This window comes from Planococcus sp. APC 3900, assembly GCF_030407735.1.
Taxonomy (GTDB): domain Bacteria; phylum Bacillota; class Bacilli; order Bacillales_A; family Planococcaceae; genus Planococcus; species Planococcus notacanthi.
In genome coordinates this window covers 26394-46201 of sequence record NZ_JASDCT010000002.1, presented here as the reverse complement: position 1 = coordinate 46201, position 19808 = coordinate 26394, and the positions used below count along the sequence as shown (strand labels likewise).

Annotated in this window: 19 protein-coding genes; 3 read left to right on the top strand and 16 right to left on the bottom strand. The window is 44.9% G+C overall.

Translation table 11 applies throughout. The features are described from left to right. The 8 genes from QMA04_RS04335 to QMA04_RS04300 form a co-directional block, all read right to left on the bottom strand. Entirely contained in the window at positions 1-696 is a 696-nt protein-coding gene (locus tag QMA04_RS04335) for an N-acetylmannosamine-6-phosphate 2-epimerase (protein ID WP_290184121.1), read from the bottom strand. 257 nt (positions 697-953) lie between these two features. Further along, a complete protein-coding gene (locus QMA04_RS04330; protein WP_290184120.1) occupies positions 954-1844 on the bottom strand; it encodes a hypothetical protein in 891 nt (296 codons plus the stop codon). A gap of 59 nt (positions 1845-1903) precedes the next feature. Further along, positions 1904-3130 (bottom strand): glycosyltransferase family 2 protein, encoded by a 1227-nt coding sequence (locus tag QMA04_RS04325; RefSeq protein ID WP_290184119.1) that lies wholly within the window; start codon positions 3128-3130, stop codon positions 1904-1906. Then, the gene (locus QMA04_RS04320; protein WP_191713669.1) at positions 3127-3888 is read right to left on the bottom strand and encodes a hypothetical protein; all 762 of its coding nucleotides are present in this window, start codon (positions 3886-3888) and stop codon (positions 3127-3129) included. Before QMA04_RS04320 ends, QMA04_RS04325 begins: the two co-directional genes overlap by 4 nt. A 223-nt stretch (positions 3889-4111) precedes the next feature. Then, positions 4112-4408, bottom strand: a complete 297-nt coding sequence (locus QMA04_RS04315; protein WP_290184116.1) for a putative quinol monooxygenase — start codon at positions 4406-4408, stop codon at positions 4112-4114. A 31-nt stretch (positions 4409-4439) separates the two neighbouring features. Next, positions 4440-4868, bottom strand: a complete 429-nt coding sequence (locus QMA04_RS04310; protein ID WP_290184114.1) for a MarR family winged helix-turn-helix transcriptional regulator — start codon at positions 4866-4868, stop codon at positions 4440-4442. A gap of 115 nt (positions 4869-4983) precedes the next feature. Next, positions 4984-5622 carry a nitroreductase family protein gene (locus QMA04_RS04305; RefSeq protein ID WP_290184112.1) on the bottom strand — a complete coding sequence of 213 codons (639 nt, stop codon included), beginning with the start codon at positions 5620-5622 and terminating at the stop codon, positions 4984-4986. A gap of 222 nt (positions 5623-5844) precedes the next feature. Further along, positions 5845-6906, bottom strand: coding sequence for an S-layer homology domain-containing protein (locus QMA04_RS04300; RefSeq protein WP_290184109.1), 1062 nt, complete (start codon positions 6904-6906; stop codon positions 5845-5847). 248 nt (positions 6907-7154) lie between these two features. On the opposite strand from QMA04_RS04300, the gene QMA04_RS04295 reads away from it, so the two are divergent. Further along, on the top strand, positions 7155-8528 hold the full coding sequence (locus tag QMA04_RS04295; RefSeq protein WP_290184107.1) for an LA2681 family HEPN domain-containing protein: 1374 nt from the start codon (positions 7155-7157) through the stop codon (positions 8526-8528). 187 nt (positions 8529-8715) lie between these two features. On the opposite strand, the gene QMA04_RS04290 is transcribed toward QMA04_RS04295, so the two are convergent. Then, complete coding sequence (locus QMA04_RS04290) at positions 8716-8991, bottom strand: excalibur calcium-binding domain-containing protein (protein ID WP_191713650.1); 276 nt, start codon at positions 8989-8991, stop codon at positions 8716-8718. A 989-nt stretch (positions 8992-9980) separates the two neighbouring features. Here QMA04_RS04290 and QMA04_RS04285 point away from each other — a divergent pair. Beyond that, a complete protein-coding gene (locus QMA04_RS04285) occupies positions 9981-10817 on the top strand; it encodes a ketopantoate reductase family protein (RefSeq protein ID WP_290184104.1) in 837 nt (278 codons plus the stop codon). A 77-nt stretch (positions 10818-10894) separates the two neighbouring features. On the opposite strand, the gene QMA04_RS04280 is transcribed toward QMA04_RS04285, so the two are convergent. Both QMA04_RS04280 and QMA04_RS04275 read right to left on the bottom strand, forming a co-directional pair. Continuing rightward, the gene (locus QMA04_RS04280) at positions 10895-11461 is read right to left on the bottom strand and encodes an NADPH-dependent FMN reductase (protein ID WP_191713648.1); all 567 of its coding nucleotides are present in this window, start codon (positions 11459-11461) and stop codon (positions 10895-10897) included. Then, complete coding sequence (locus QMA04_RS04275) at positions 11458-12531, bottom strand: LLM class flavin-dependent oxidoreductase (protein ID WP_191713647.1); 1074 nt, start codon at positions 12529-12531, stop codon at positions 11458-11460. The genes QMA04_RS04280 and QMA04_RS04275 overlap by 4 nt, the downstream gene beginning before the upstream one ends. Before the next feature lie 160 nt (positions 12532-12691). Here QMA04_RS04275 and QMA04_RS04270 point away from each other — a divergent pair, with 160 nt between their 5' ends. After that, positions 12692-13042 (top strand): winged helix-turn-helix transcriptional regulator, encoded by a 351-nt coding sequence (locus QMA04_RS04270; RefSeq protein ID WP_290184101.1) that lies wholly within the window; start codon positions 12692-12694, stop codon positions 13040-13042. A gap of 67 nt (positions 13043-13109) precedes the next feature. Here the strand turns inward: QMA04_RS04270 and QMA04_RS04265 are convergent, their stop codons facing one another. The 5 genes from QMA04_RS04265 to QMA04_RS04245 form a co-directional block, all read right to left on the bottom strand. After that, a complete protein-coding gene (locus QMA04_RS04265; protein WP_290184099.1) occupies positions 13110-13655 on the bottom strand; it encodes a DUF2179 domain-containing protein in 546 nt (181 codons plus the stop codon). Between the two features lie 124 nt (positions 13656-13779). Then, positions 13780-14310 (bottom strand): hypothetical protein, encoded by a 531-nt coding sequence (locus QMA04_RS04260; protein WP_290184097.1) that lies wholly within the window; start codon positions 14308-14310, stop codon positions 13780-13782. 281 nt (positions 14311-14591) lie between these two features. Further along, a complete protein-coding gene (locus tag QMA04_RS04255; protein ID WP_290184095.1) occupies positions 14592-15299 on the bottom strand; it encodes a zinc ribbon domain-containing protein in 708 nt (235 codons plus the stop codon). A gap of 271 nt (positions 15300-15570) precedes the next feature. Continuing rightward, a complete protein-coding gene (locus QMA04_RS04250) occupies positions 15571-17862 on the bottom strand; it encodes an Ig-like domain-containing protein (protein ID WP_290184093.1) in 2292 nt (763 codons plus the stop codon). A 280-nt stretch (positions 17863-18142) separates the two neighbouring features. Then, on the bottom strand, positions 18143-19561 hold the full coding sequence (locus QMA04_RS04245) for an alanine/glycine:cation symporter family protein (RefSeq protein ID WP_290184091.1): 1419 nt from the start codon (positions 19559-19561) through the stop codon (positions 18143-18145). Between the last annotated feature and the right edge of the window lie 247 nt (positions 19562-19808).

The following is a 19808-nucleotide window of genomic DNA, read 5'->3' as shown; positions in this document are numbered from 1 at the left end:
TCATATCACCTGTCCCTTTTCTATTTTTTCTATCGCTTTCGCAAATGTTTCTGTAATCAGCTGCGGCCGTGTGATAGCGCTTCCAACGACGACGCAATGTGCTCCGGCCTCAAGAGCAAGCTGCGCTTTATTGGGTGTATCAAAATTTCCTTCCGCAATAACGGGAATCGATAACTTGTCCGTCATTTCCTTCAGCAATTCGAGCGGAACCGTGCCCACTGAGTAAGGCGTATAACCGGCCAATGTCGGAGCCGCAATATCCATTCCTGCCTGTTCGGCCGCCAGTGCTTCTTCAATCGTCGATACATCCGCCATAAAAAGTTGGTCGGGATACTTTAGCCTAACCTCGGAAAAAAACTCATTGAAGCTTTGGCCGTTCGGTCGCTGCTGTTTTGTCGCATCCATCGCGATGATGTCAACGCCTTCTTCAACCAGTGCGTCAACTTCCTGAAGTGTCGACGTGATGTAAACATTGCTCCCCGGATAATCCTTCTTGATGATGCCGATAATCGGCAAGTCCACTTCTTTTTTGATTGCCTGGATATCCGTTACAGTATTTGCACGAATTCCTTTGGCTCCCCCGATTTTTGCGGCCAACGCCATTTTCCCCATTATGTACGGATCATGAAGTGGTTCTTCCTCCAGCGCCTGACAGGAAACGATTAATTTTTTATGGATCTGTTCTAAAACCGTCATTTAAAAACTCCCTATCTTCATTCATTTTCTTTTCTTCAAGGTTCTGCTGAATTGGATAGCCGTCCTCCTGTTCGTTGTCGAAATATTTTATTAATCGAACTATACCATCATGACAATTAACTTTCAACATTTATTTTTAAAATGATTTTTAACTTTCATTTTTATTTTTTAATTGTGTGTGAATTGTGTGCGTGCCAGGCACGCACACAATTCACAAAAAACCGCTTAAGAATTTTTCTTAAGCGGTTTTTTGGCATCTATTGCTCTTGCAGCATTAATTGATAATGAATGTAATCGAAGAAATGGGCCTGAGCGAGCATTTCTTCGGAAGCGATGTTTTTTGCCTGTTGAACAACTTCTCTAGCCATTTCTTCTTCTCCTGTAAGCAAAAAGTAGCTTTGAAGATAATAATAGACAGCGAGGGATTCATAATCTACTGTGGCATCCTTGGTTTCGCGATTATACCGTCCGTAAAGTCGCTGCTCGTTATTCCATTCTTCTTTGAGCCAGTTAAAAAACGATTCGGAATGCAGATTTTCTTTTTCTCGATTAATGGCGATCAGCAATTGGTCGATCAGATGGACTTCATCACTATTAATATATTTCTGTTGCTTGGTATCGTAGTATTCCGGAAAAAAGGCCCGTGTAGAATCCACTTTCTTCAGCAACTCAACTGATTTCTCGGAGATGACTTGGGAATCTGTTGCGTAACTCAGCGTCAGACGCTGTGCTGACAAGGAGTAAGACCAATCGTAGTAATCTACAGTATAGTCATTGTGTACTTGGACAGAAGAAAGGGCGATACTCAGTTCATCCGCTAACTCATCATAAGCGGTGTTTTCAAAAGCGTCTGCTGCCCGTTGCAGAACTGATAGAATGCGGATGTCATCAATCAACGCATTAGTTGTAGCTTTTTCATTCAAACGCCACTGGATAAAAGACAAGGCATCTTCATTGACGAGGAACTGATTTTTCAAAATGGAAACTTGCTCCTGAAAATTCTGTTCATCACCGGCCAGCAACAGGTACTCCATGTACAAACCGAGGCTTTCTGATAAGACTTCGGAATCCGGTTTCCCAGGGTAGGCATGGATTAGTCTATCGGAGTGCATGTATTCTTTTTCAACTTGCTCTTGCACAGAGTCCATATCTCTACACCCACTCATCATTAATAGAAGAATAACGAGACAAATAGATTTTTTCTTCATTAGCCGATTCCTTTAAAGCGTTTCGTTTTATCCCAAGCAATGGTTGTTCCACGGATGCGGCTCCAAACATAAGTAGAAAAGCTTCGAATCAGTAGGATGATGAACAGTTGAGCATAAGTAAAGTACATCACAAAGACGTATAGAACATTTTTCAAAGATACATTTCGGTCGACAACCAATGCACTCAATAGTTGGCTGGTATACACAATGTAACTCATAAACCATAAAATCAATAATGGAGCTTCCATGTTCGGCAGTTCATAACCTGCTAAGCTCATAATGAAAAAAATATCCGAGAAGAGAAGGACTCCTACGAAGACTAGGTAAGTCAGAACATGCTGAAGACTCAGAAAGAATGTCTTTCCTCTCCAATGTGTCAAATCCAACAACGATTTTTCCAGAAGATAAATATTTCCTGTGAGCCAGCGCGTCCGCTGTTTAATGAAGGTTTTGATTTGTTCAGGCTCTTGTTCCCATGTCCGAGAAGTAGGCACAACCGGCAGTAAATAACCTTTTGCCGTTAAGCGGACGGTCAGCTCTGCATCTTCTGCTAAAGCCAGGACGTCGTATCCACCCAATTCTTCCAGCACGGATCGGCGCAGCAACATATTGGTTCCTGCAAGTGAGCCCAATTTGAAGATTGCCCAGCGTCCACATTGCATGAGCAGCTGGAATACCTGGAATTCCAAAGCAATCATCCGGGTCAATGTGTTGGTGTCTTCATTTTTTGTTTTCACGTAACCTACGGCACCAGCTGCGTTTTTGGTCGTTTCTGCTGCTCTGACTAATTTTTCAAGCGCATCAGATTCAGGTTCATTGTCCGCGTCGTAGACAACAAAGTACTCAGATTCAGAAATGCTTAAGCCGTAATTCAGTACACGTGATTTTCCGGAAGGTGAGCCTGGTGGAACCGGAATGTAATGGATTCTGGAAAACACATTGGCAAACTCCTGAGCAATCTCTGCTGTATCATCCTTTGAGCTGTCGTCCAGGACATAGATGTCCAATTTTCCTTTGTACTGCAGCCGGGCCATGGCCCGCAATGTGTCTTCCAGTACAATGCCTTCATTATGTGCGGGAATAAGCAACGCGACACTAGGGTATGCATCGAGTTCTGGCGCATCTCTATATGCGAGGCGAAACCAAATGCCAGCGACAGTCATAATAGAATAGAAAGTCAACAGCACCCAAAAAAAAGCCATGATAATGACGATTAAAGTTGTCATGATTTGATCTCCACCAGAGCGGCCAATTGACTGGCCTTATCTACCTGCATCTTCATGAAAGTGAAAGGAGGTTCAATGAAATTGAGTTCTGACCGGACCTTTTCCTGAAAGCGTTCGAGCATCCGCTGAGTTCCTTCTGCATGCGTATTTTTTAAAACAATATAAATGGCTCCGCTGTTACTGGAAATCAAATCGAATTTTTGGCGAATTGTCTGCAGTGCCAGACGTTCCAGGTCTTCCTGCAAATTTACCTTTGTCCGTTTATTTGGATAAAGGATATCGATTTTAACGAACCAGGCTTCTTCTTTATTGCGCTCACTCGATTTCAACAGCCATTGTGCCTGTTCATTGAATTCGGTCAAGGTCAGTAATTTGGTGACACCGTTGTATTTTTGCAGCAGTTTCACTTGCTGTTTCAATTCTTTATTTTCATAACCGATCTTTTTGATGAAGTTTAATAAAATCCAATACATCAATACCAGGCTTGTCAGTAATAGATGTTCATACATATACAACATCTGCATTTCAGGAGTTTTCTGATTGGTAAAGGAATATGCGGTTAAAAAAACGCCAAAAGCCAAAGCGATGGTAATTGCGTATAAAAATAGATAGCGGTCGTGCAAAAGAGTCATAATTAAAATGGACAGAGCGCCAATAGCAAGGACAATTTGATAAAAAGGCAAAGCCAGATAAGCGATAGCCCACCCGTTGATCAAAATTCCTAAAATCAATACACCGAGAACTAGATTTTTCTTCATACTTATCCCTCGCTTCTTAAAATTATGGGTCTAAAGACTTTTGTGACCGATTATTTATTCGATTAACAATACCATGTAACTATGAATTTGGCATTATTTTTTTATAATAGCTTTCTATTATTAATAAAATTGTTTGCGTGCCAGGCACGCAAACAACTCCCAAACAACTCATACATAAAAAACCGCCCTGCAATATGCAGAGCGGCATTACAAATTCATAAATTTAGATTTCGATAGACTCTCCATTAAACACTTTCAACTCCATTGGCGCAGCCATAAACGTTGCTGCTTTGTCAGTGAAAGCCGTGAAATGTTCGCTTTTGCCGTGGACAGTCGTGGCTTCGAAGTCTTTCCATACTTCCACCATTGTGTAATGGCCGTCCTGCTCGATGGATTTCATCAACTCGTAGCTGATGTTGCCTTCTTCCGCTCGTGTTGCTGGCAGAAGTTCTTTGATTGCCTCCAGAAATTCCTGCTCTTGATCCAATTTTACTTGCATGTTGGCGTGAATGATGATCATTGAGTCTCACCTATCCTTTACTGTTTTTGTATCAGTAATCAACGATATTGTGTTGCATGCGGTTCAGCATATCAGACAAGACGTCTACTTCTTCCGGCGTAAAATCATGGAGCATCTGCTTCACAAATCCCATATTTTCTTTACGGTATTCGATAATCTGTTTGCGCCCTTCTTCCGTCAAGCTGACGAAAATCACCCGATTATCTGCAGGATTTCTTCGTCTTGCCACCATTCCGCCGGCTTCCAGCTGTTTCAAATGGCGCGTAATGGCCGCGCCGTCGATATTGACGGCTTTCTGCAAGGTCGATTGGTTGATTTCATCTGTTTGATAAAGCTGCGACAGCAGTTCATAGCGTGATGCGCTGATGCCTGTACACCGTTCAAATTTGGGGCTGACTTGGTTGGTGAGCCCTTTAAACTGCTGCAGGACTTGTTCCTGTTTTGAAAATGAACACGTCATAACGGGACCTCCTACCTGATCGTTGAGGCCAGTTGATAGCGCGGTTCACTATTCATTGACCTGTCACTAAAGAGTATACACCAACGGACCATATTCACCTGAAATAAACGCTGGTTTAGCTCCAGGTTGTAATCGCCTCTACCGGCAAGCGATAAGAAGGATAGCCTTCATTTACCCCTTTGCCGATGGAAATGAGCATAACCGGGACATAGCGCTCTTTGTCCATGCCGAATACTTCAGCAATCCGTTCTTTGTCGTATCCGCCGATTGGGTTTGTATCGTATCCATATGAACGGGCGACCAGCATCAATTGCATGGCCACAAGACCCGAATCCAGCGTAACGGTGTCTTTCATTTGTTCCTTGCTGATTTCTTCAAACAGAGGGGTGAAATAGTTCAATTGCATTTCCTTCACTTCTGCAGGCATATAGCCCAGTTCCACTGCCTTGCCGAAAATCTCTTCGGCATAATCAAAATTATTGAGATCTCCAAAAATGGCGATGACCGCTGAAGAAGTCTTGACCTGATTGCTGTTGAATGAAGCCAAAGGCAGTAACTTTTCTTTTCCTTCTTCACTGTCGATGACCAGAAAACGCCATGGCTGCAGGTTGACCGAAGACGGAGCTCTCGACGCCTGAGCGATGATTTCGCTCATTTCTTCACGACTTATTTTCACCGTCGGGTCATATAGTTTGATCGAACGGCGGCCGTTGACGATCTGATCAAAATCATTTGTTACTTTAAGCTTTTGCATAATGTCGAAACTCCCTTTTCATCTACAGTTTGTAAAACCCATATAATTGATGGGTCAATGATTGATACCTCATACAATATAATACGCCTTTGAAAAATATGCAATTCATATGAACTGATTGCTCAGATCCATAAAAAAGACGTTCTGCATTTTGCAGAGCGTCCAGTAATTGAGTGAATTGTGTGCGTGCCAGGCACGCACACAATTCCTCACTATTCCGTCCTATTCCACACTCACCAATTCACTTTCCACACGCCCTTGCGCGTTGATCGATTTAATCGTTGAAAAGCCCTCCGCCATGTAATAGCGCAGGCCATCCTGCGTCGTCACTTCGGTTGCGTTGGTGAATATCTTGTATGACGTCTCGACGGTTTTGTTGACACCGGTGATGGTATGGATGATCACTTCATCGCCTAACCCCACATTGAAGGTTTTGCCGACTCGGACCGGATAGACGAGCGCGACATCATACTCAGAATACGGATACCCGAATGCAAACAGCTGATGGCTTTCAAACTCCATGTATTCATAGGTGTCCCCACCCACTTCCACTGTCCACATGAATCCGTAGGCCATTCCGCCGCGGTCCGGCACATCGACAAAGCGATGGACCACTGTTGTTCCGTCGGACATGCGATACGTGTAAGTTTTGGTTTTGTCTTTCTGGTAAGAACGGGCGATCGTCGCATCGTTTTTAAATTCCGGCTCCAAGGCGCGCGCGAGAAATGCAGAGAACTGGCCGCGCGTTACAGCCTGTTTCGGCCGAAACGTATTGTCGGGATAACCGATGGTGATGTTCGCCGCCAGAATCTTGCTGATGGCCCCTGTGTAATAAGCATTTTGCGGCACATCCGTAAACGACTGGTTGAACGTAAACGCCAAACCAAAGACCCGCTCCAAAATCAGCGCCATATCCCCGCGAATGATCGGCGCATTCGGACGGAACGTCCCGTCTCCATAACCCAGGATATAGCCCGCTTCTGCTGCTTCTGCGACATAGCCGCTGACGTAATGGCCAGCCGGCACGTCACGGAACGGCGTCACCCGTTTCGTACCATCGAGCCCTTGCAGTCGGCCAATCATGACCGTCGCTTCGGCACGGGTCACTTGCTGATCCGGCCGCACCGTACCATCCGGATATCCCGTAATCACTCCTTTCTCCATCAAATAAGTCATTTCCTCATAAAACTGGTGATTCTGCGGCAAATCCGGTGCAGCAGCGGCAACAGGCAAGGCTAAAAACAGCGACAGCACTACAACCAGCACACCCATCAGCTTTTTCACGCTCGTCACTCCTCCGTTTAATGGCTTGCTTCTTGACCTTAGTTTAACAGCAAAATCTTATTAATACCTCTATAAATTAATAAAAATTCAGATATTAATAAAAGCATCGACTTCTCTTTTATAAAGCAGTTTGCAAAGTTGCTACGCGCACAAAAACTGAAAACCATAAAATTCCGACAACAAAGGGTGACCCCTGCTCCACACTTCGTTACAATAATAGAAGAAGCACCTATTCAAGGAGGGTTCCCATGTCAACATTACAGGACATTGCCCAATCAGACGATTACGGGCAATTTGATTTAAAAGAAGTCTACCAAGCTGCACAGCTGTTGCTCCAGGAATTCCAGAAAACCCGCACACAGCCGGCAAAGCTCAACGACATCATCAGCCATTTGAAAAAACGCCTGGATGGCCAAACTTCCTATCCACTGGCGATTCTATTGGAAACCAGCCAACTCGGAATCCAGCACCAGCTTCAAAAAGACTGGAACAGTCCAATGAAGCAGCGCCAGCTGTTTCTCTTTGAAAGCTTGCACGCCCAGTTCCGCGCCAAAGTGCCGACCACCATTTGGAATCAAATCTGCCTGAACTACGCAGAAGCGTTGATTTATGTAGGCCGTTCACTTGATGGGCTGGATGTCTTGGAAGATATGATCGAAGCCGAGAAAGATCCATCCTACGAGCGCAAAGACGCTGAGCGCGGCTGGGGGCTATTGTTCTATTCGACGTTCCTGCGCGACAAAGACCAGAAAGCCGAAGCGCTTCACCTGTCACGCGACTTGCTCGACAAAGGCGCTGAGAAAATCAGCAACACCAACGGCCGCGCGTTATACGCAGACCGCCTGAAGCTCGCCGTCAAGATGCTTGAGGAAATCGGGCCAATCGATATGACCGGCAGCTACAAGCCAAACTTTTTCGAAGGCCACGAGCGCGAGTACCGCGACTGGTGCGCCAAGCACCGTTTGCTTCTGAATGATGGCAATGAAATCGATCCCAAAGGCACCATGAAAATCGATACGCTGAATTACCGCCACAAAGAAGCCAATGACCAGGAACGCGGCGTCTTCCTCGAAACCTTCATGGACGCCATGGTTTCGGAATTCACGGCGTTGCGCTGGAACTTATACGAAGCGCAGGAAAAGAAACCAAGCGCAGAACGCAACGAACAGTTGAAGACCGTTTACCGCCAGTCGTTCTCGCTGTTCACAAAAACTGCTCAATTCGTGGCCCATTATTACAAACTCGATATGAAAGACCCGCGCGCCGGCATGCAGCGCATCTGGTTCGAGGAAGAAAACATGAAAAACCCGCTCAAACCGTTTATCCGCGACACCAAAAACGGCGCGTTGAAAGCCTTGTTCTGGCTGTCGAAGGACATCTTCGGCTACGAGCTGTCCCAGGTCCAGAACGTCGCCACCATCCGGACGCTGCAGCTGCGCGACCAAATGGAACGCAGCTTTGTCCAAGTCATCACCAAGCAGGAAGAAATCGCCCAAGACGGCGAACTCCGCAAGCACCAGATGACGCAGATCGAACTCGAACGCATGGTCATGAGCAATTTGTTCAAAGCACGCAATGCCTTGAGCTACTTAGGGTTTACAATCGGTTTGGAGAAGAAATAAATAGAAAAAACATCCCAAAAACTTTTTTGGGATGTTTTTTGTTGAGAATTCTGCCTACAAGGACAGATTATAACTGCCCTCATCCTTCTCTTTAAACGAAAAAATGCCATCTTCGAAATCTGCTGATTTCATCGAAGAGGGCATTTTTTTCTACAACCGGTGGCTCATAAAAGAGCCTGGCACTTTTTTAGCGCTCGCAAGCAATCAAATCTTTATCCCGATCGCTCTTCTTATTCGCTTCGTACAAAGCTTTGGATACAAACGGCTTGTATTTCGTTGCGCCGCCTTTGTTCTTCACTTTGGAAGAACTGGCAATGCCGCCTTTGTATTTTTTATTGATTTCTTTACAGTTGGCATACGTCTTCGCCTTCACGCCTGCAGCATCTGCCGGCATCGGTGCCGCGCTGATTGTAAAACTCATTACGAGCATTAAAGACATAATAGCAAAACCAATCTTTTTCATAATAAATCCCCCTTTTCTAATTATCGCCTTCGATTTTTCCCTTTGATAACTTTTACAACAATAAAGGAATAACATCCAGATATTGTTAGCTAATTCAGTTTAACAGCAAACTCGCAGAGTGACTATAGTCTCAAAATAAATATTTTATCATTCATCAAAAACGAATTATAAGTTACCATTTTTTCGCTTTCATTAGCAACCGCGATATCGCTTCCCACTTCTCTTTTATCACGCCTTTTCGTTTCAAACCGGGTGTTCGCTTTTTCTACAAGAGTTTTAACCGTTCCTACCTGTACAACTTCTATCTCTACCTGCACATCCCCGCTCGCTACACGAACAACTCCATTCGCTACCGCAATTCGTCTATCCAAAACAAAAAAGGGGTTGCCGAATCAAAAAACTTCTCGGAAACCCCTTTTATCTACTTGTTCCTTCATTATGACGGATTCTCTATAGATATCGGCCAACCAACCAAAAAATTAAAAATCCAATGGCAATAATGCCAAGCAATAAAGCCGGAAGCGCTAATCTTTTCATCCCTCCATTTCCCCTTCTGCTTCTTTCTTCTGAATGATCAAGAAGAAGAGCCTTTCATTGTCCTGCATCCTCATACGGGATCTTCTCAACTCTTTAACTTTTAAACCACTATGTAAATTCCTTAGTTTTAAAGTACTACAACCATCATAGTTTAATTTAACTGAATATTCAATTATAAATTGATTGATATCATAATCATATCGAATCAAAAGCGAGCCAACCCTCGCGGCGAGTCTGAGATTTCATGAAATACTCCAGGCCTGGAAAATGATATAATAAATCAAATAAATAGCACGCATGTAGAATACTGAATCACATCAATGCCTGCAACTGACCAACTTTACATATCTCTTCATACGTTGAGCTTGAAGCGAAGAACACATTTTCTAAAGAAAAGGAGGTCCACCGCTCAAGCCATGGCCGCTTTCCAATATGTTAAAGGAGCGATCCCCATGAAGAAGAACATCCTGATTTACGGTGTCGGGCCGTTCGGCAGCTTGTTCGCTGAACGCCTGGCACAGGCAGGGCATTCGGTTTCCCTGCTCGACCACAAGGAACGGCAGCAAGAATTGAAAACGTACGGAATCGTCACCGAAAATACGGAAACCGGCGAACAGACCGTCACTCGCCTGCCAGTCGTGGACAATTTGAACGAAGAAGACCGTTACGATTTGGTTATCGTACCGATGCGCAAAAATTGCGTGTCCGAGATTCTCCCTGCCTTGGCTGCCAATAAATTCATCCCCACGTTTCTGTTCATGATGAACAATGCAGCGGGGCAGCAGGAATTCATTGACGCACTGGGCAAAGAACGGGTAATGGCCGGTTTTCCGCATCCCGGCGGCTTTAAGAAAGGGCATGTCATGCACATGATGCCTGTTGAAGAAAAGAAACCGATGGCCTTGCCAATCGGCGAAGTGGACGGCAGCGTGACAGCCAGAACACGTGAAGTGGCAGAAGTGCTGAGCTCAATGCGCGGCTTCCGTGCGGAGATTCGGACAGACATGGACGATTGGCTGAAGACGCATGTCGCTCTGTTGATTCCGACGCTGGCCCCAGCCGTTTACGCATGCAATACAGATCAAGAACATTTCGCCGCTACACGGGATGCCCATGTGTTGTTGAAACGCGCACTGCATGAAGCACTCCAGGCCACTCAAAATGCCGGGGTCACCATCACGCCTCTTGGGATCCGGGCAATCGAGCGGATTCCAGAGCCGGTTTTTGTCTTGATGGCCAGCAAAATCGCCAAGAGTCCAACCTTTGAAAACGTCATGGGCCATTTCTGAACGCTTCAAGCTCATGTACTGAAGAGATCAAAAAAAGACGCCGAATTTCCGGCGTCTTTTCTCGTTATCCCATCCAATTAAAAATCATACTCCGCTTCTTTTTCCTCACGGATCTTCGTGAACGTTTCCGTCAAGACCACAGTATCTTCCGCCAAACGCTCCAAGCGCATCAGCACGTCGTGGTTGATGATTTGTTTCTGGTGAAAATCCACTTCTTCAATGAAAACAAAAGTTTGCACCATCTGCGCTTTCATGTACGCAAGAATGGGCTTCAACTGGGTGTCCGCCACCAAATAATGCTTGGCGGATCCTGCTGTTACCAGCATGCTGACGACTTTGTCGCGGAACGCATTGACCGGAAGCAAGTCAAAAATATTTTTCAACGCTGCCGGAATCGAAGCCTGGAAAATCGGCGTGCCGATGATGATGGCGTCCGCTTCCATCAGGGTCTTTGTCACATAGCCGGTGTCGCCACTGTAATCCAAATAGTTCCGGCCATCGCTGAATTCCATTTTGTAGTCTGCGAGGTCAATCAATTCCGTTTCCACTTCCGGGTATTTTTCCGCCATCACTTTAAGGGTGGCGTCCATGGCGATTCTTGTTTTCGAGCCAATTTGGGAACCGGATAAGCCAACAATCTTCATGCCTGCCCCTCCTTGTTTTTAGCGGTGTATTTCTTGATGGCCGGCAGGATTTCCGTACCGATCAGTTCCAGGTTCTTCTTGATGTTGTCCATCGGCATGCCGCCAAAATCGATTTGGGCGATATAGCGCTGATGGCCGAACATTTCATGCTGATGAAGGATTTTTTCGATAATCTGCTGGGGGCTGCCGATATTCATGATGTTGTGCGGATCGACGCCTTGTGCGAAAAGCTGTTTCGGGAACCCACCGCCGTTGGTGCGTTTCATGCCTTCATTGATGTGCGGGTACAGCTCTTTCAGCGCCTGCTGGGAAGATTCCGCCGCATAGAAAAATCCGGCTGTCGCGATCGGCAATTGTGCAGGGTCATGCCCGCCTGCCCGCGCTGCTTCACGGTAGCTGTCCACCGTCCGTTTAAATTGGGAAGTCGAACCGCCGAGATGCGCCATGAACATCGGCACACCTGCATAGCCCGCTTTCATCGCACTGGCCGGCGTTCCGCCCACTGCACGCCAAATCGGCAACGAACCGTTGACCGGACGCGGAAGCACTTGTGCATCACGCAGCGGTGCACGGAACTCCCCGCTCCAATTGACGGTTTCGTTTTCATTGATCAAGCGAAGCAATTCGAACTTCTCTTCAAACAATTCTTCGTAGTTGTGAAGATTGTAGCCAAGCAGCTCAAAAAGCCCGACGCGGGAAGCGCGCCCTGCCACAAGTTCCGCACGGCCGTTGGAAATCAAATCAAGCGTCGCAAAGTTCTCGTAGACCCGGACCGGATCGGACGTGCTGATGATCGTTGAAGAGCTGGCGATTTTGATTTTCTTCGTCGCCTGTGCGATAGCCGAAAGCACCACCGCATGCGCTTGTGTCGCGAAAAATTCCTGATGGCTTTCGCCCACACTAAAGAAGTCAACGCCTGCCTGTTCAGCAAGCACCGCATAGTCGATAATGTCATGAATGCGCTGTTGCGCAGAAATCCGTTCGCCGGTCGCCGGATTCGGGAGATGGTCTCCCAGTGTATAGATGCCAAACTCGATGCCGTCATCTGGATTGATGCGATATTTTTCCATGTATAGTTCCACCTTTCGAATAAGTTCATGGTAACATGCAGTGGGCAATGCCCAACTTTTGTAGCCTCACTGCTTCCAGTATAAACGCCAATCCCCATCTTTATAAGTACGCACTCTAAAGTGGTATAGTATACAAAAAGATACTTAGGAGGAAATAGATGTGGACAGAATCCCCGAAAATTGCCCGGTCGATGATGCGTTAGGCGTCCTCGTCGGCAAATGGAAGCACATGATTCTCTTATACCTGCTTCAAGAAGGCACCAAACGTTTCAACGAACTGAAGCGGATGATGCCCGGCATCACTCAAAAAATGCTGACCAAGCAATTGCGCGAACTCGAAGACGAAGGCATCATCGAACGCAAAGTCTACGCGCAAGTCCCGCCAAAAGTCGAGTATTCCATAACGGAATACGGCCGGAGCCTGGAGCCCGTCCTGCAAGCGATGCATGAATGGGGCGCTAAGCATACGATGCGTAGAGATGTAAAACAAGATCAAATCAAAAGTTCATAACAAAACGCTCATTCCAAGTTGGGATGAGCGTTTTTCCAATTGTGTGGGTGCCTGGCACACACACAATTCATTTGGCAATATGCCGTTTTTTGAGGGCACGTATCCAGAACCCGCCGTAAATCGTTTTTGCGTCATACGCCACAATGAATGCCTGTGGATCCAGCTCTTTCACCGTCCGGTACAGATTCACTTCCTGCTTTTTCGGCATGAGAATCTGCATCGAACTGCGCTTTCCTTCAAAACCATTTGCCTGCCAGTCCGTCACCCCATAGCCTTTTTCCCGCAATTGCAAAGCAAGTCTGCCGCTGTTGTCCTGGGAAATGACATTGGCCGTCACATAGCCGAGACTCAGTTTGTCTTCAATCTTGGAACCCACAACAATCCCCGCTGCAAACCCAAGCGCATACGCCAATAAATTCTGCACGTTCGCTACATTATCCAATACCAGCCCGAGGCCAAGGATGTTGATGATCACTTCCAAAATCGATAGCGCTGCGGCTGAATACTGATAGCCTTTCAAGGTCAGGATCATCCGGATCGTCGATAGCGTAACAAAGCTGAGGCTGATACTGAAAATAATCACTATCAATAGAAGAGGATGAATCTCCAGCATAAACTCCCTCCATTTTTATATATAATATTTTCCATGAAATTTTATGAGATGTTATCTTTTTCCCCAGAGCGGGAAGAATAAACGTGATCTGAGCGTTCTAATTCTTTTCTCATATGAAAAAAGCTCATTCCGGAGTTGGGAATAAGCTTTCTACTAGTTTCGCATACAACAGTTTTAAATCATCTTCAAATACAGGAATCAACTCGTCCCGCTCTTCCTGCGACAATTCGTTCACTGGGCTCGTCAATTGATGCGCCGTTTCTTGAAGCGCATCGAATTTCCACTCCCACTCACTAGGGATGTGCGCATTCAGAAAGTTAATTTCCAGAACAACGGATGCGATGATGTCATAGCTTGCTGAATAGACTGAGCCATCATACCTTTCTTCTTCCGTTAGCTCATGCCACGTCTGATGGACTGAAGCCAGAAATCCTTCAATAGTCCCATCGAATGCACTTTCAGTTGCCTGCTGATAATACGATTTGGGATTGGCGGGATTGTATTTGGACATCTTCAATTTCTCAACCTCTGCCGTCTCTTCCGGTTCTGCTTGGACAGCTGGGACAGCTAAATCTCCCATATTAACCCAAATGATGGCTCCTGCCAGTACCGCAAGTATCAACAAAGGAATCAAGATACTGATTTTTCTAATCAAAGCTGCATTCTCTCCTTAAATCGAACGTTCGTTTTTGTAGTTTAATCATACTAATGTTTGGGCAACCTTTCTAGAAACTATCATTTACTGTTATTCTCATCTATATAAACACTGCGGGAAACAATGATGACCATTTAGCGCTTCCTATAAATACGACAAAGCCATATCCTAAAACCTTTGGGGTTTTAGGATATGGCTTTGTCAATAGACATTCGTCAGGCATAATCTGAGTTATCTCTGAAATAAGGGCTCGATTTTAACCTCTCCGCATACATTTCAATTCAATCCAATTTAGCATTTTGGTATGCTTGCATTATTTGCTCTTCATACTCTTCTGTTACAAAAATGGATTCATCCAAATATTCATCTGCCCTATTTTCAAACTCTTCGAATAATTCCATGTATTTCTCATCTCCACTTTCCACATAAGAAATGAGATTTGAGGCCATATTTTCATGTGTATTAAATACTTTCAATAATGTTTCATGTTCATACTTAAAATATTCCGGGGGTTTTACATTTTCTAAGGTTTTGCGTAACTTTTTAAAATCTTTTTCAAGAGCTTTTGCTGGTTTGATCAGTTGTTTGTAGTCTTCTGACCATTCCGCATCAAAACCGGTATCAATATCGTAATACGCTATTTCGTTCGAAAAATTATCCGTTGCCATTTCGTCCTTGACCAGCAATTCGATAACTAAATCCTCATACTCCTGCTCTTTCAATTGGTTTGGGGACACCATATAAAACCCAATAATTAAAGCTAAAGCTATAAGGCCGATGACCTTTTTGTTGTACTTCTGTTTTTTCCAATTTGGATTACTGCTTATATTTTGCAATCGGTTAGTTACTTTATTAGCTGAATCAGATAACTGCTTCTGTATCGGTTTAGGAGAGTTAACTATGTCCTCTCTCCTAATTTCCGCACCACATTTTCCGCAAAAACGCGCATCAGCTTCAATTGAATTTCCACATTGCGTACAAAATCCCATGAGTATCCCCCTAATTAAACTACTTATATGTTACTAAATCTTACAATATATTCTTTCTGCAATACTTAACAATTTTGTTGGTGAGAGAGACATCATTTAAGTCTAGTGCGCTTTCTGCTCAAACCATACGTTCCTAGAGACTTATAGTCCTTAACTTATGTTCCTTTTTATTCAATTCCACCTGCCCACAGTACAACACCTGGTTTTTGAATTCTGCAGAAAGTGTTCAATACCTTAGAAGATATGAATACTTCTCACAGAACCCCCACTCTCAATTCACTTTCACCGTCTTACTCCCACTCTTATTTCCAGCCTTATCCTGAAGCTGTACTTTCAAAGAAACCCCTTTTTTCTGCTTGCTGATTTTCACGTTAAAGGTGCCCTTGCTGTCGACTGTTCCCTGGGCAATCTTCTTACTGCCGTTATAGATTAATACGGTCGCAGCCTTTTCCCCTTTACCGGAAACAGACGTGGATTTAGTAGTCACTTTGTTGACCGTTGGAACTGCTGGTGCGGTTTTATCCTCCACTTTGACGGTTTTGCTGCCACTTTTGTTTTTGGCTGGATCGACTGCGTAGACAGCGATGGACGTTCCGGCTTTTTGCTTCACGATTTTGATGGAATAAGCGCCGTTTTTCGCGGTCGCTTCGCCCAGTTTCTTGCTTCCCACGTACGCGTAGACTTTTGCACCGGATTCGGCTTTTCCGCTCACCGCTGTGGAGTTGTCTCCTACGGCATTGACAGTCGGCACTGACGGCGCGGTTTTATCGACCACTTTGATGGTCTTAACCCCGCTCTTGTTCCCTGCTGCATCTACCGCATGGACAGAAATACTGGTGCCTGCTTTCTGCTTAGCGATCTTAACGGAATATCTGCCGTCTTTCGCCGTCGCTTCGCCTAGCTTTTTGCTTCCTGCATACGCATAAACTTTTGCACCGGATTCAGCTTTACCACTCACAACAACCGAATTGTCGCCGACCACATCTACCGTTGGCACAGTCGGCGCGATTTTATCGATGACTTTGATGGTCGTTTTGGCACTTTTATTGCCGGCTTTATCTACTGCATAAATATCAATCGCAGTCCCGTCTGCCTGCTTCGGAATCTGGATAGTGACCGCACTCCATAAAGCCTTGGTTTCACCGATTAATTTCCCGCCGGCATAGGCGTAGACCATGGCCCCTTTTTCAGCTTTTCCGCTCAATACACTGTCCAGGTTACTAAATATATTGATTTTCGGAGCGTTCGGTGCGATTGTATCTTTCTTTGGTTCACTTTCTTTAAAGATGTACATTGTACTGCCGCTAACCCCATAGATACTCGAGCCGTCTGACCGCAAATGTTCAATAGGCTCTGTTGGAAGAGTATCCAGTAAATTGCCGTTTGAATCATAGACGTCCAGTTCACCGGAATAGTCCAATCTTTTTGCCACGAATAACTTATTGGAATCTGTCGTCGCAATATCCTCTACACGTTTATCCAAGACTTTCTCAAACGTTACAGTTCCAGCATCATCCACGCCTTGGATGGACGAGAACATGTACTCGTCATGAATGCCTGTATATTGCTTGAAGTAATAAAGTTCGTCTTGTGAAGCGATAAACTTTTGAACAAAATTATAGCGGTTTCCTTGGATGTTGTTTTTTTGCTTGAGCTGTTCGATTTCGGGAGAACCCATATCGAGCTTCATTTTCAGCCTTCCATCAGCATAATGAAAATCATGGATTTCTTCTGTATCTTGGCTTATCAGAAGTCCGAAATCCTTTACTTGGACTCTTGTTTCTTCAGTATCGCCCAAGTCTTTTTTATAAAGAACGGTGCCTGTTTTTGCATTGATGGCAACCACTACATCTTTAACAGCCTGGGAATCCGTTTTTGATATGCTTTCAACCCCTTGTGCATAAATGACAGATTCATCAGGTACAAATGTGTGCTGATTGTTCATGCGGGATTCCAACGGAACATCCCACACCTTTTGGCGCGTAGCCAGATTGATTGAATGGACACCTTTAGCGTCTTGGAAAACCAGTGTGTTCTTATTGAGGACCGCTGCGGTAAATCCTTCAGCTTTTCCGTCCATAATAAACTTCCCGTTTGTATCATAAACAAAGTAATTCTTCGTCTTCGATTGTTTGTTGGTCAGAACAACGTAGTTGTCATTCATATAAATGCGCGAAACGGTTCCGAAAGTGACAAGCTTCGGGTAGTTTCCAGTGGCTACGACTTTCCCGGTAGCGGTAGAATAGATATAAAGCACATTGCGGTCCACTGTCGCAAATTTGTCTTTCGTGATGGCATTCGGCCCGCTTTGAATGGTTTTCCAATTCAATTCTCCTGTTTCGCTATAGGAAGAAATGACGGCGGCCTGATCGGCATAATCACGATAGGTCGTGATAAAGTGATCGTCAAAGACATCAAGAGTGGATACCCGGTTATCCATCTTAAATTTTTGAACATCGATAAAGGTTTCGTCCGTCGCTTCAGCACCGGTATGAGCAGCCAGTCCAAGAGAAACAGGCAATAGTAAAGCAACAATCACACCTAACCGCAATAGTTTATTCATGATCTATCTCCTTTTACTTTTCGAATAAGTCCTCAATTACATTTTCAGTTCTCAAGACAGAAAATTACCTTTCCACACATAAACTTTCCATATTATTGAATACTCTTTCATAAGAATAGACGATTCTCCCTAAAAAATACATATTTATTTTTGGTAAATTGTTTTACGTGCCAGGCACGCACACAATTTAATCATTCCCTCTCTTCAAAGTGCCATCCAGCAAAAAAAGCCTTGAACTTCCCTTCCCGGGAATTCAAGGCTTTTAACACGGAGCTTCTGTTTAAGAATCGTAACCCGCTTTCGCTGCTTTTTTCGCTTTGTTTCGTTTCTTCTCTTTTTGATCTTTTATGTAATACTTGTCCGACGTGAAAAATTCGGTAGTCAATGCTTTTACTTTTTTGCTTAACAGCAAAATGGCGATGACGTTCGGAATGAGGATAGCCGCCAGCATAATATCGAGGAAGCCCCAGATCACTTCTGCTGCACCGACCGCGCCGAGAACAACCGCAAGGATATACACCACTTGCATGCCATAAGACGCTTTCGTGCCAAACAGGAATTCAGCCTGCTTAGCGCCGTAGAAAACAACCACCAAAATCGTGGAAAGAACAAAGAAAATCAAGGAAATGGTTACGAGAACTGCACCGAATTGGCCGAAATAAGATTCAAATGCCAGACTCGTCAAAGCAGAGGAATTCTCCATTGCCCCGTCTTCCGTCCAAACACCCGAAGACAAAATAACAAAAGCCGTTGCCGTGCAGACAATCAACGTATCGACAACCACTCCAACGACTGCCCAGAACCCCTGTCGAACAGGATGATCTGTCATGGCAGCTGCATGGGCAATCGGAGCTGTACCGAGTCCAGCTTCGTTCGAATAAAGGCCGCGGGCAAATCCCCAGCGGATCACTTCCACAATCGCTGCCCCGGCAAAACCGCCCATCACAGGAGCAGGCGAGAAGGCATTGCTAAAAATCAGCATAAAGAATTCGGGCACGGCACTGACATTCATCAACAAAATCACGACAGCGCCACCGACGTAAATCAATGCCATAAATGGAACGAAAATTTCTGTGACTTTGCCGATTCGCTTGATGCCACCGAAAACAACAATGGATACCAGTACAGCGGTAGCAATCCCCGTCCACAACAACGGAATATTAAACGTCGCTTGTACTGTAGTGGCGATGGAATTCCCTTGTACCATGATGCTTGGGATCAACTCAATCATCAAGGCAAATGAAAACCAAATACCCAACCACTTCATGTTCAAGCCTTTCGTCATGTAGTACATCGGACCACCGACAAACTCGCCCAGGCTATTTTTCTCGCGGTACTCAACCGCCAGTACGCTTTCAGCGAATTTAAGCGCCATGCCGATCAACGCAATGACCCACATCCAAAAAACCGCTCCGGGCCCACCAAACATAATCGCCGCAGGCACACCGACAATGTTCGCTGCTCCGATGGTGGAAGACAAAGCAGACGTCAGAGCCTGAAACGGAGTGACCGTCCCTTCCCCTTTCGGTTTTTTAAATACGCTGCCGAACGTCTGTCCGACAATATAGCCAAAATAACGGAATTGAAAAAATCCAAGTTTAACTGTCATATAAAGACCTGATATCAATAGCATGGTGATGAGCGGAATCCCCCATAACCAAGCCGAAAAATCAGCAACACCCTGCAAAAAACGATCCACCTGTGTTCCTCCTATGTTATCTCAAGATATCAATAATTTCCCTAGATTGAATAGTTTCAAACGGAATTCAAGGAAATTTTATAGTAAAATAGGAGAAATTTTCACATAGGACTGTTTCCAAACTCGTACATCAAGCATTTTTTTAGAATATCAAGAAAATTGACTCTTGAAAAGTAACTGTTACTTTCTTGATCTGTTTATTAACTGGAAATTGAGTAAGTGCCTGGCACCCGCAAAATTTCTAAAT

Excerpts from the sequence above, each read along its gene's own strand:
- QMA04_RS04335 (WP_290184121.1), bottom strand. The coding sequence starts at position 696 with ATGACGGTTTTAGAACAGATCCATAAAAAATTAATCGTTTCCTGTCAG.
- QMA04_RS04330 (WP_290184120.1), bottom strand. The coding sequence starts at position 1,844 with ATGGACTCTGTGCAAGAGCAAGTTGAAAAAGAATACATGCACTCCGAT.
- QMA04_RS04325 (WP_290184119.1), bottom strand. The coding sequence starts at position 3,130 with ATGACAACTTTAATCGTCATTATCATGGCTTTTTTTTGGGTGCTGTTG.
- QMA04_RS04320 (WP_191713669.1), bottom strand. The coding sequence starts at position 3,888 with ATGAAGAAAAATCTAGTTCTCGGTGTATTGATTTTAGGAATTTTGATC.
- QMA04_RS04315 (WP_290184116.1), bottom strand. The coding sequence starts at position 4,408 with ATGATCATCATTCACGCCAACATGCAAGTAAAATTGGATCAAGAGCAG.
- QMA04_RS04310 (WP_290184114.1), bottom strand. The coding sequence starts at position 4,868 with ATGACGTGTTCATTTTCAAAACAGGAACAAGTCCTGCAGCAGTTTAAA.
- QMA04_RS04305 (WP_290184112.1), bottom strand. The coding sequence starts at position 5,622 with ATGCAAAAGCTTAAAGTAACAAATGATTTTGATCAGATCGTCAACGGC.
- QMA04_RS04295 (WP_290184107.1), top strand. The coding sequence starts at position 7,155 with ATGTCAACATTACAGGACATTGCCCAATCAGACGATTACGGGCAATTT.
- QMA04_RS04290 (WP_191713650.1), bottom strand. The coding sequence starts at position 8,991 with ATGAAAAAGATTGGTTTTGCTATTATGTCTTTAATGCTCGTAATGAGT.
- QMA04_RS04285 (WP_290184104.1), top strand. The coding sequence starts at position 9,981 with ATGAAGAAGAACATCCTGATTTACGGTGTCGGGCCGTTCGGCAGCTTG.
- QMA04_RS04280 (WP_191713648.1), bottom strand. The coding sequence starts at position 11,461 with ATGAAGATTGTTGGCTTATCCGGTTCCCAAATTGGCTCGAAAACAAGA.
- QMA04_RS04275 (WP_191713647.1), bottom strand. The coding sequence starts at position 12,531 with ATGGAAAAATATCGCATCAATCCAGATGACGGCATCGAGTTTGGCATC.
- QMA04_RS04265 (WP_290184099.1), bottom strand. The coding sequence starts at position 13,655 with ATGCTGGAGATTCATCCTCTTCTATTGATAGTGATTATTTTCAGTATC.
- QMA04_RS04255 (WP_290184095.1), bottom strand. The coding sequence starts at position 15,299 with ATGGGATTTTGTACGCAATGTGGAAATTCAATTGAAGCTGATGCGCGT.
- QMA04_RS04250 (WP_290184093.1), bottom strand. The coding sequence starts at position 17,862 with ATGAATAAACTATTGCGGTTAGGTGTGATTGTTGCTTTACTATTGCCT.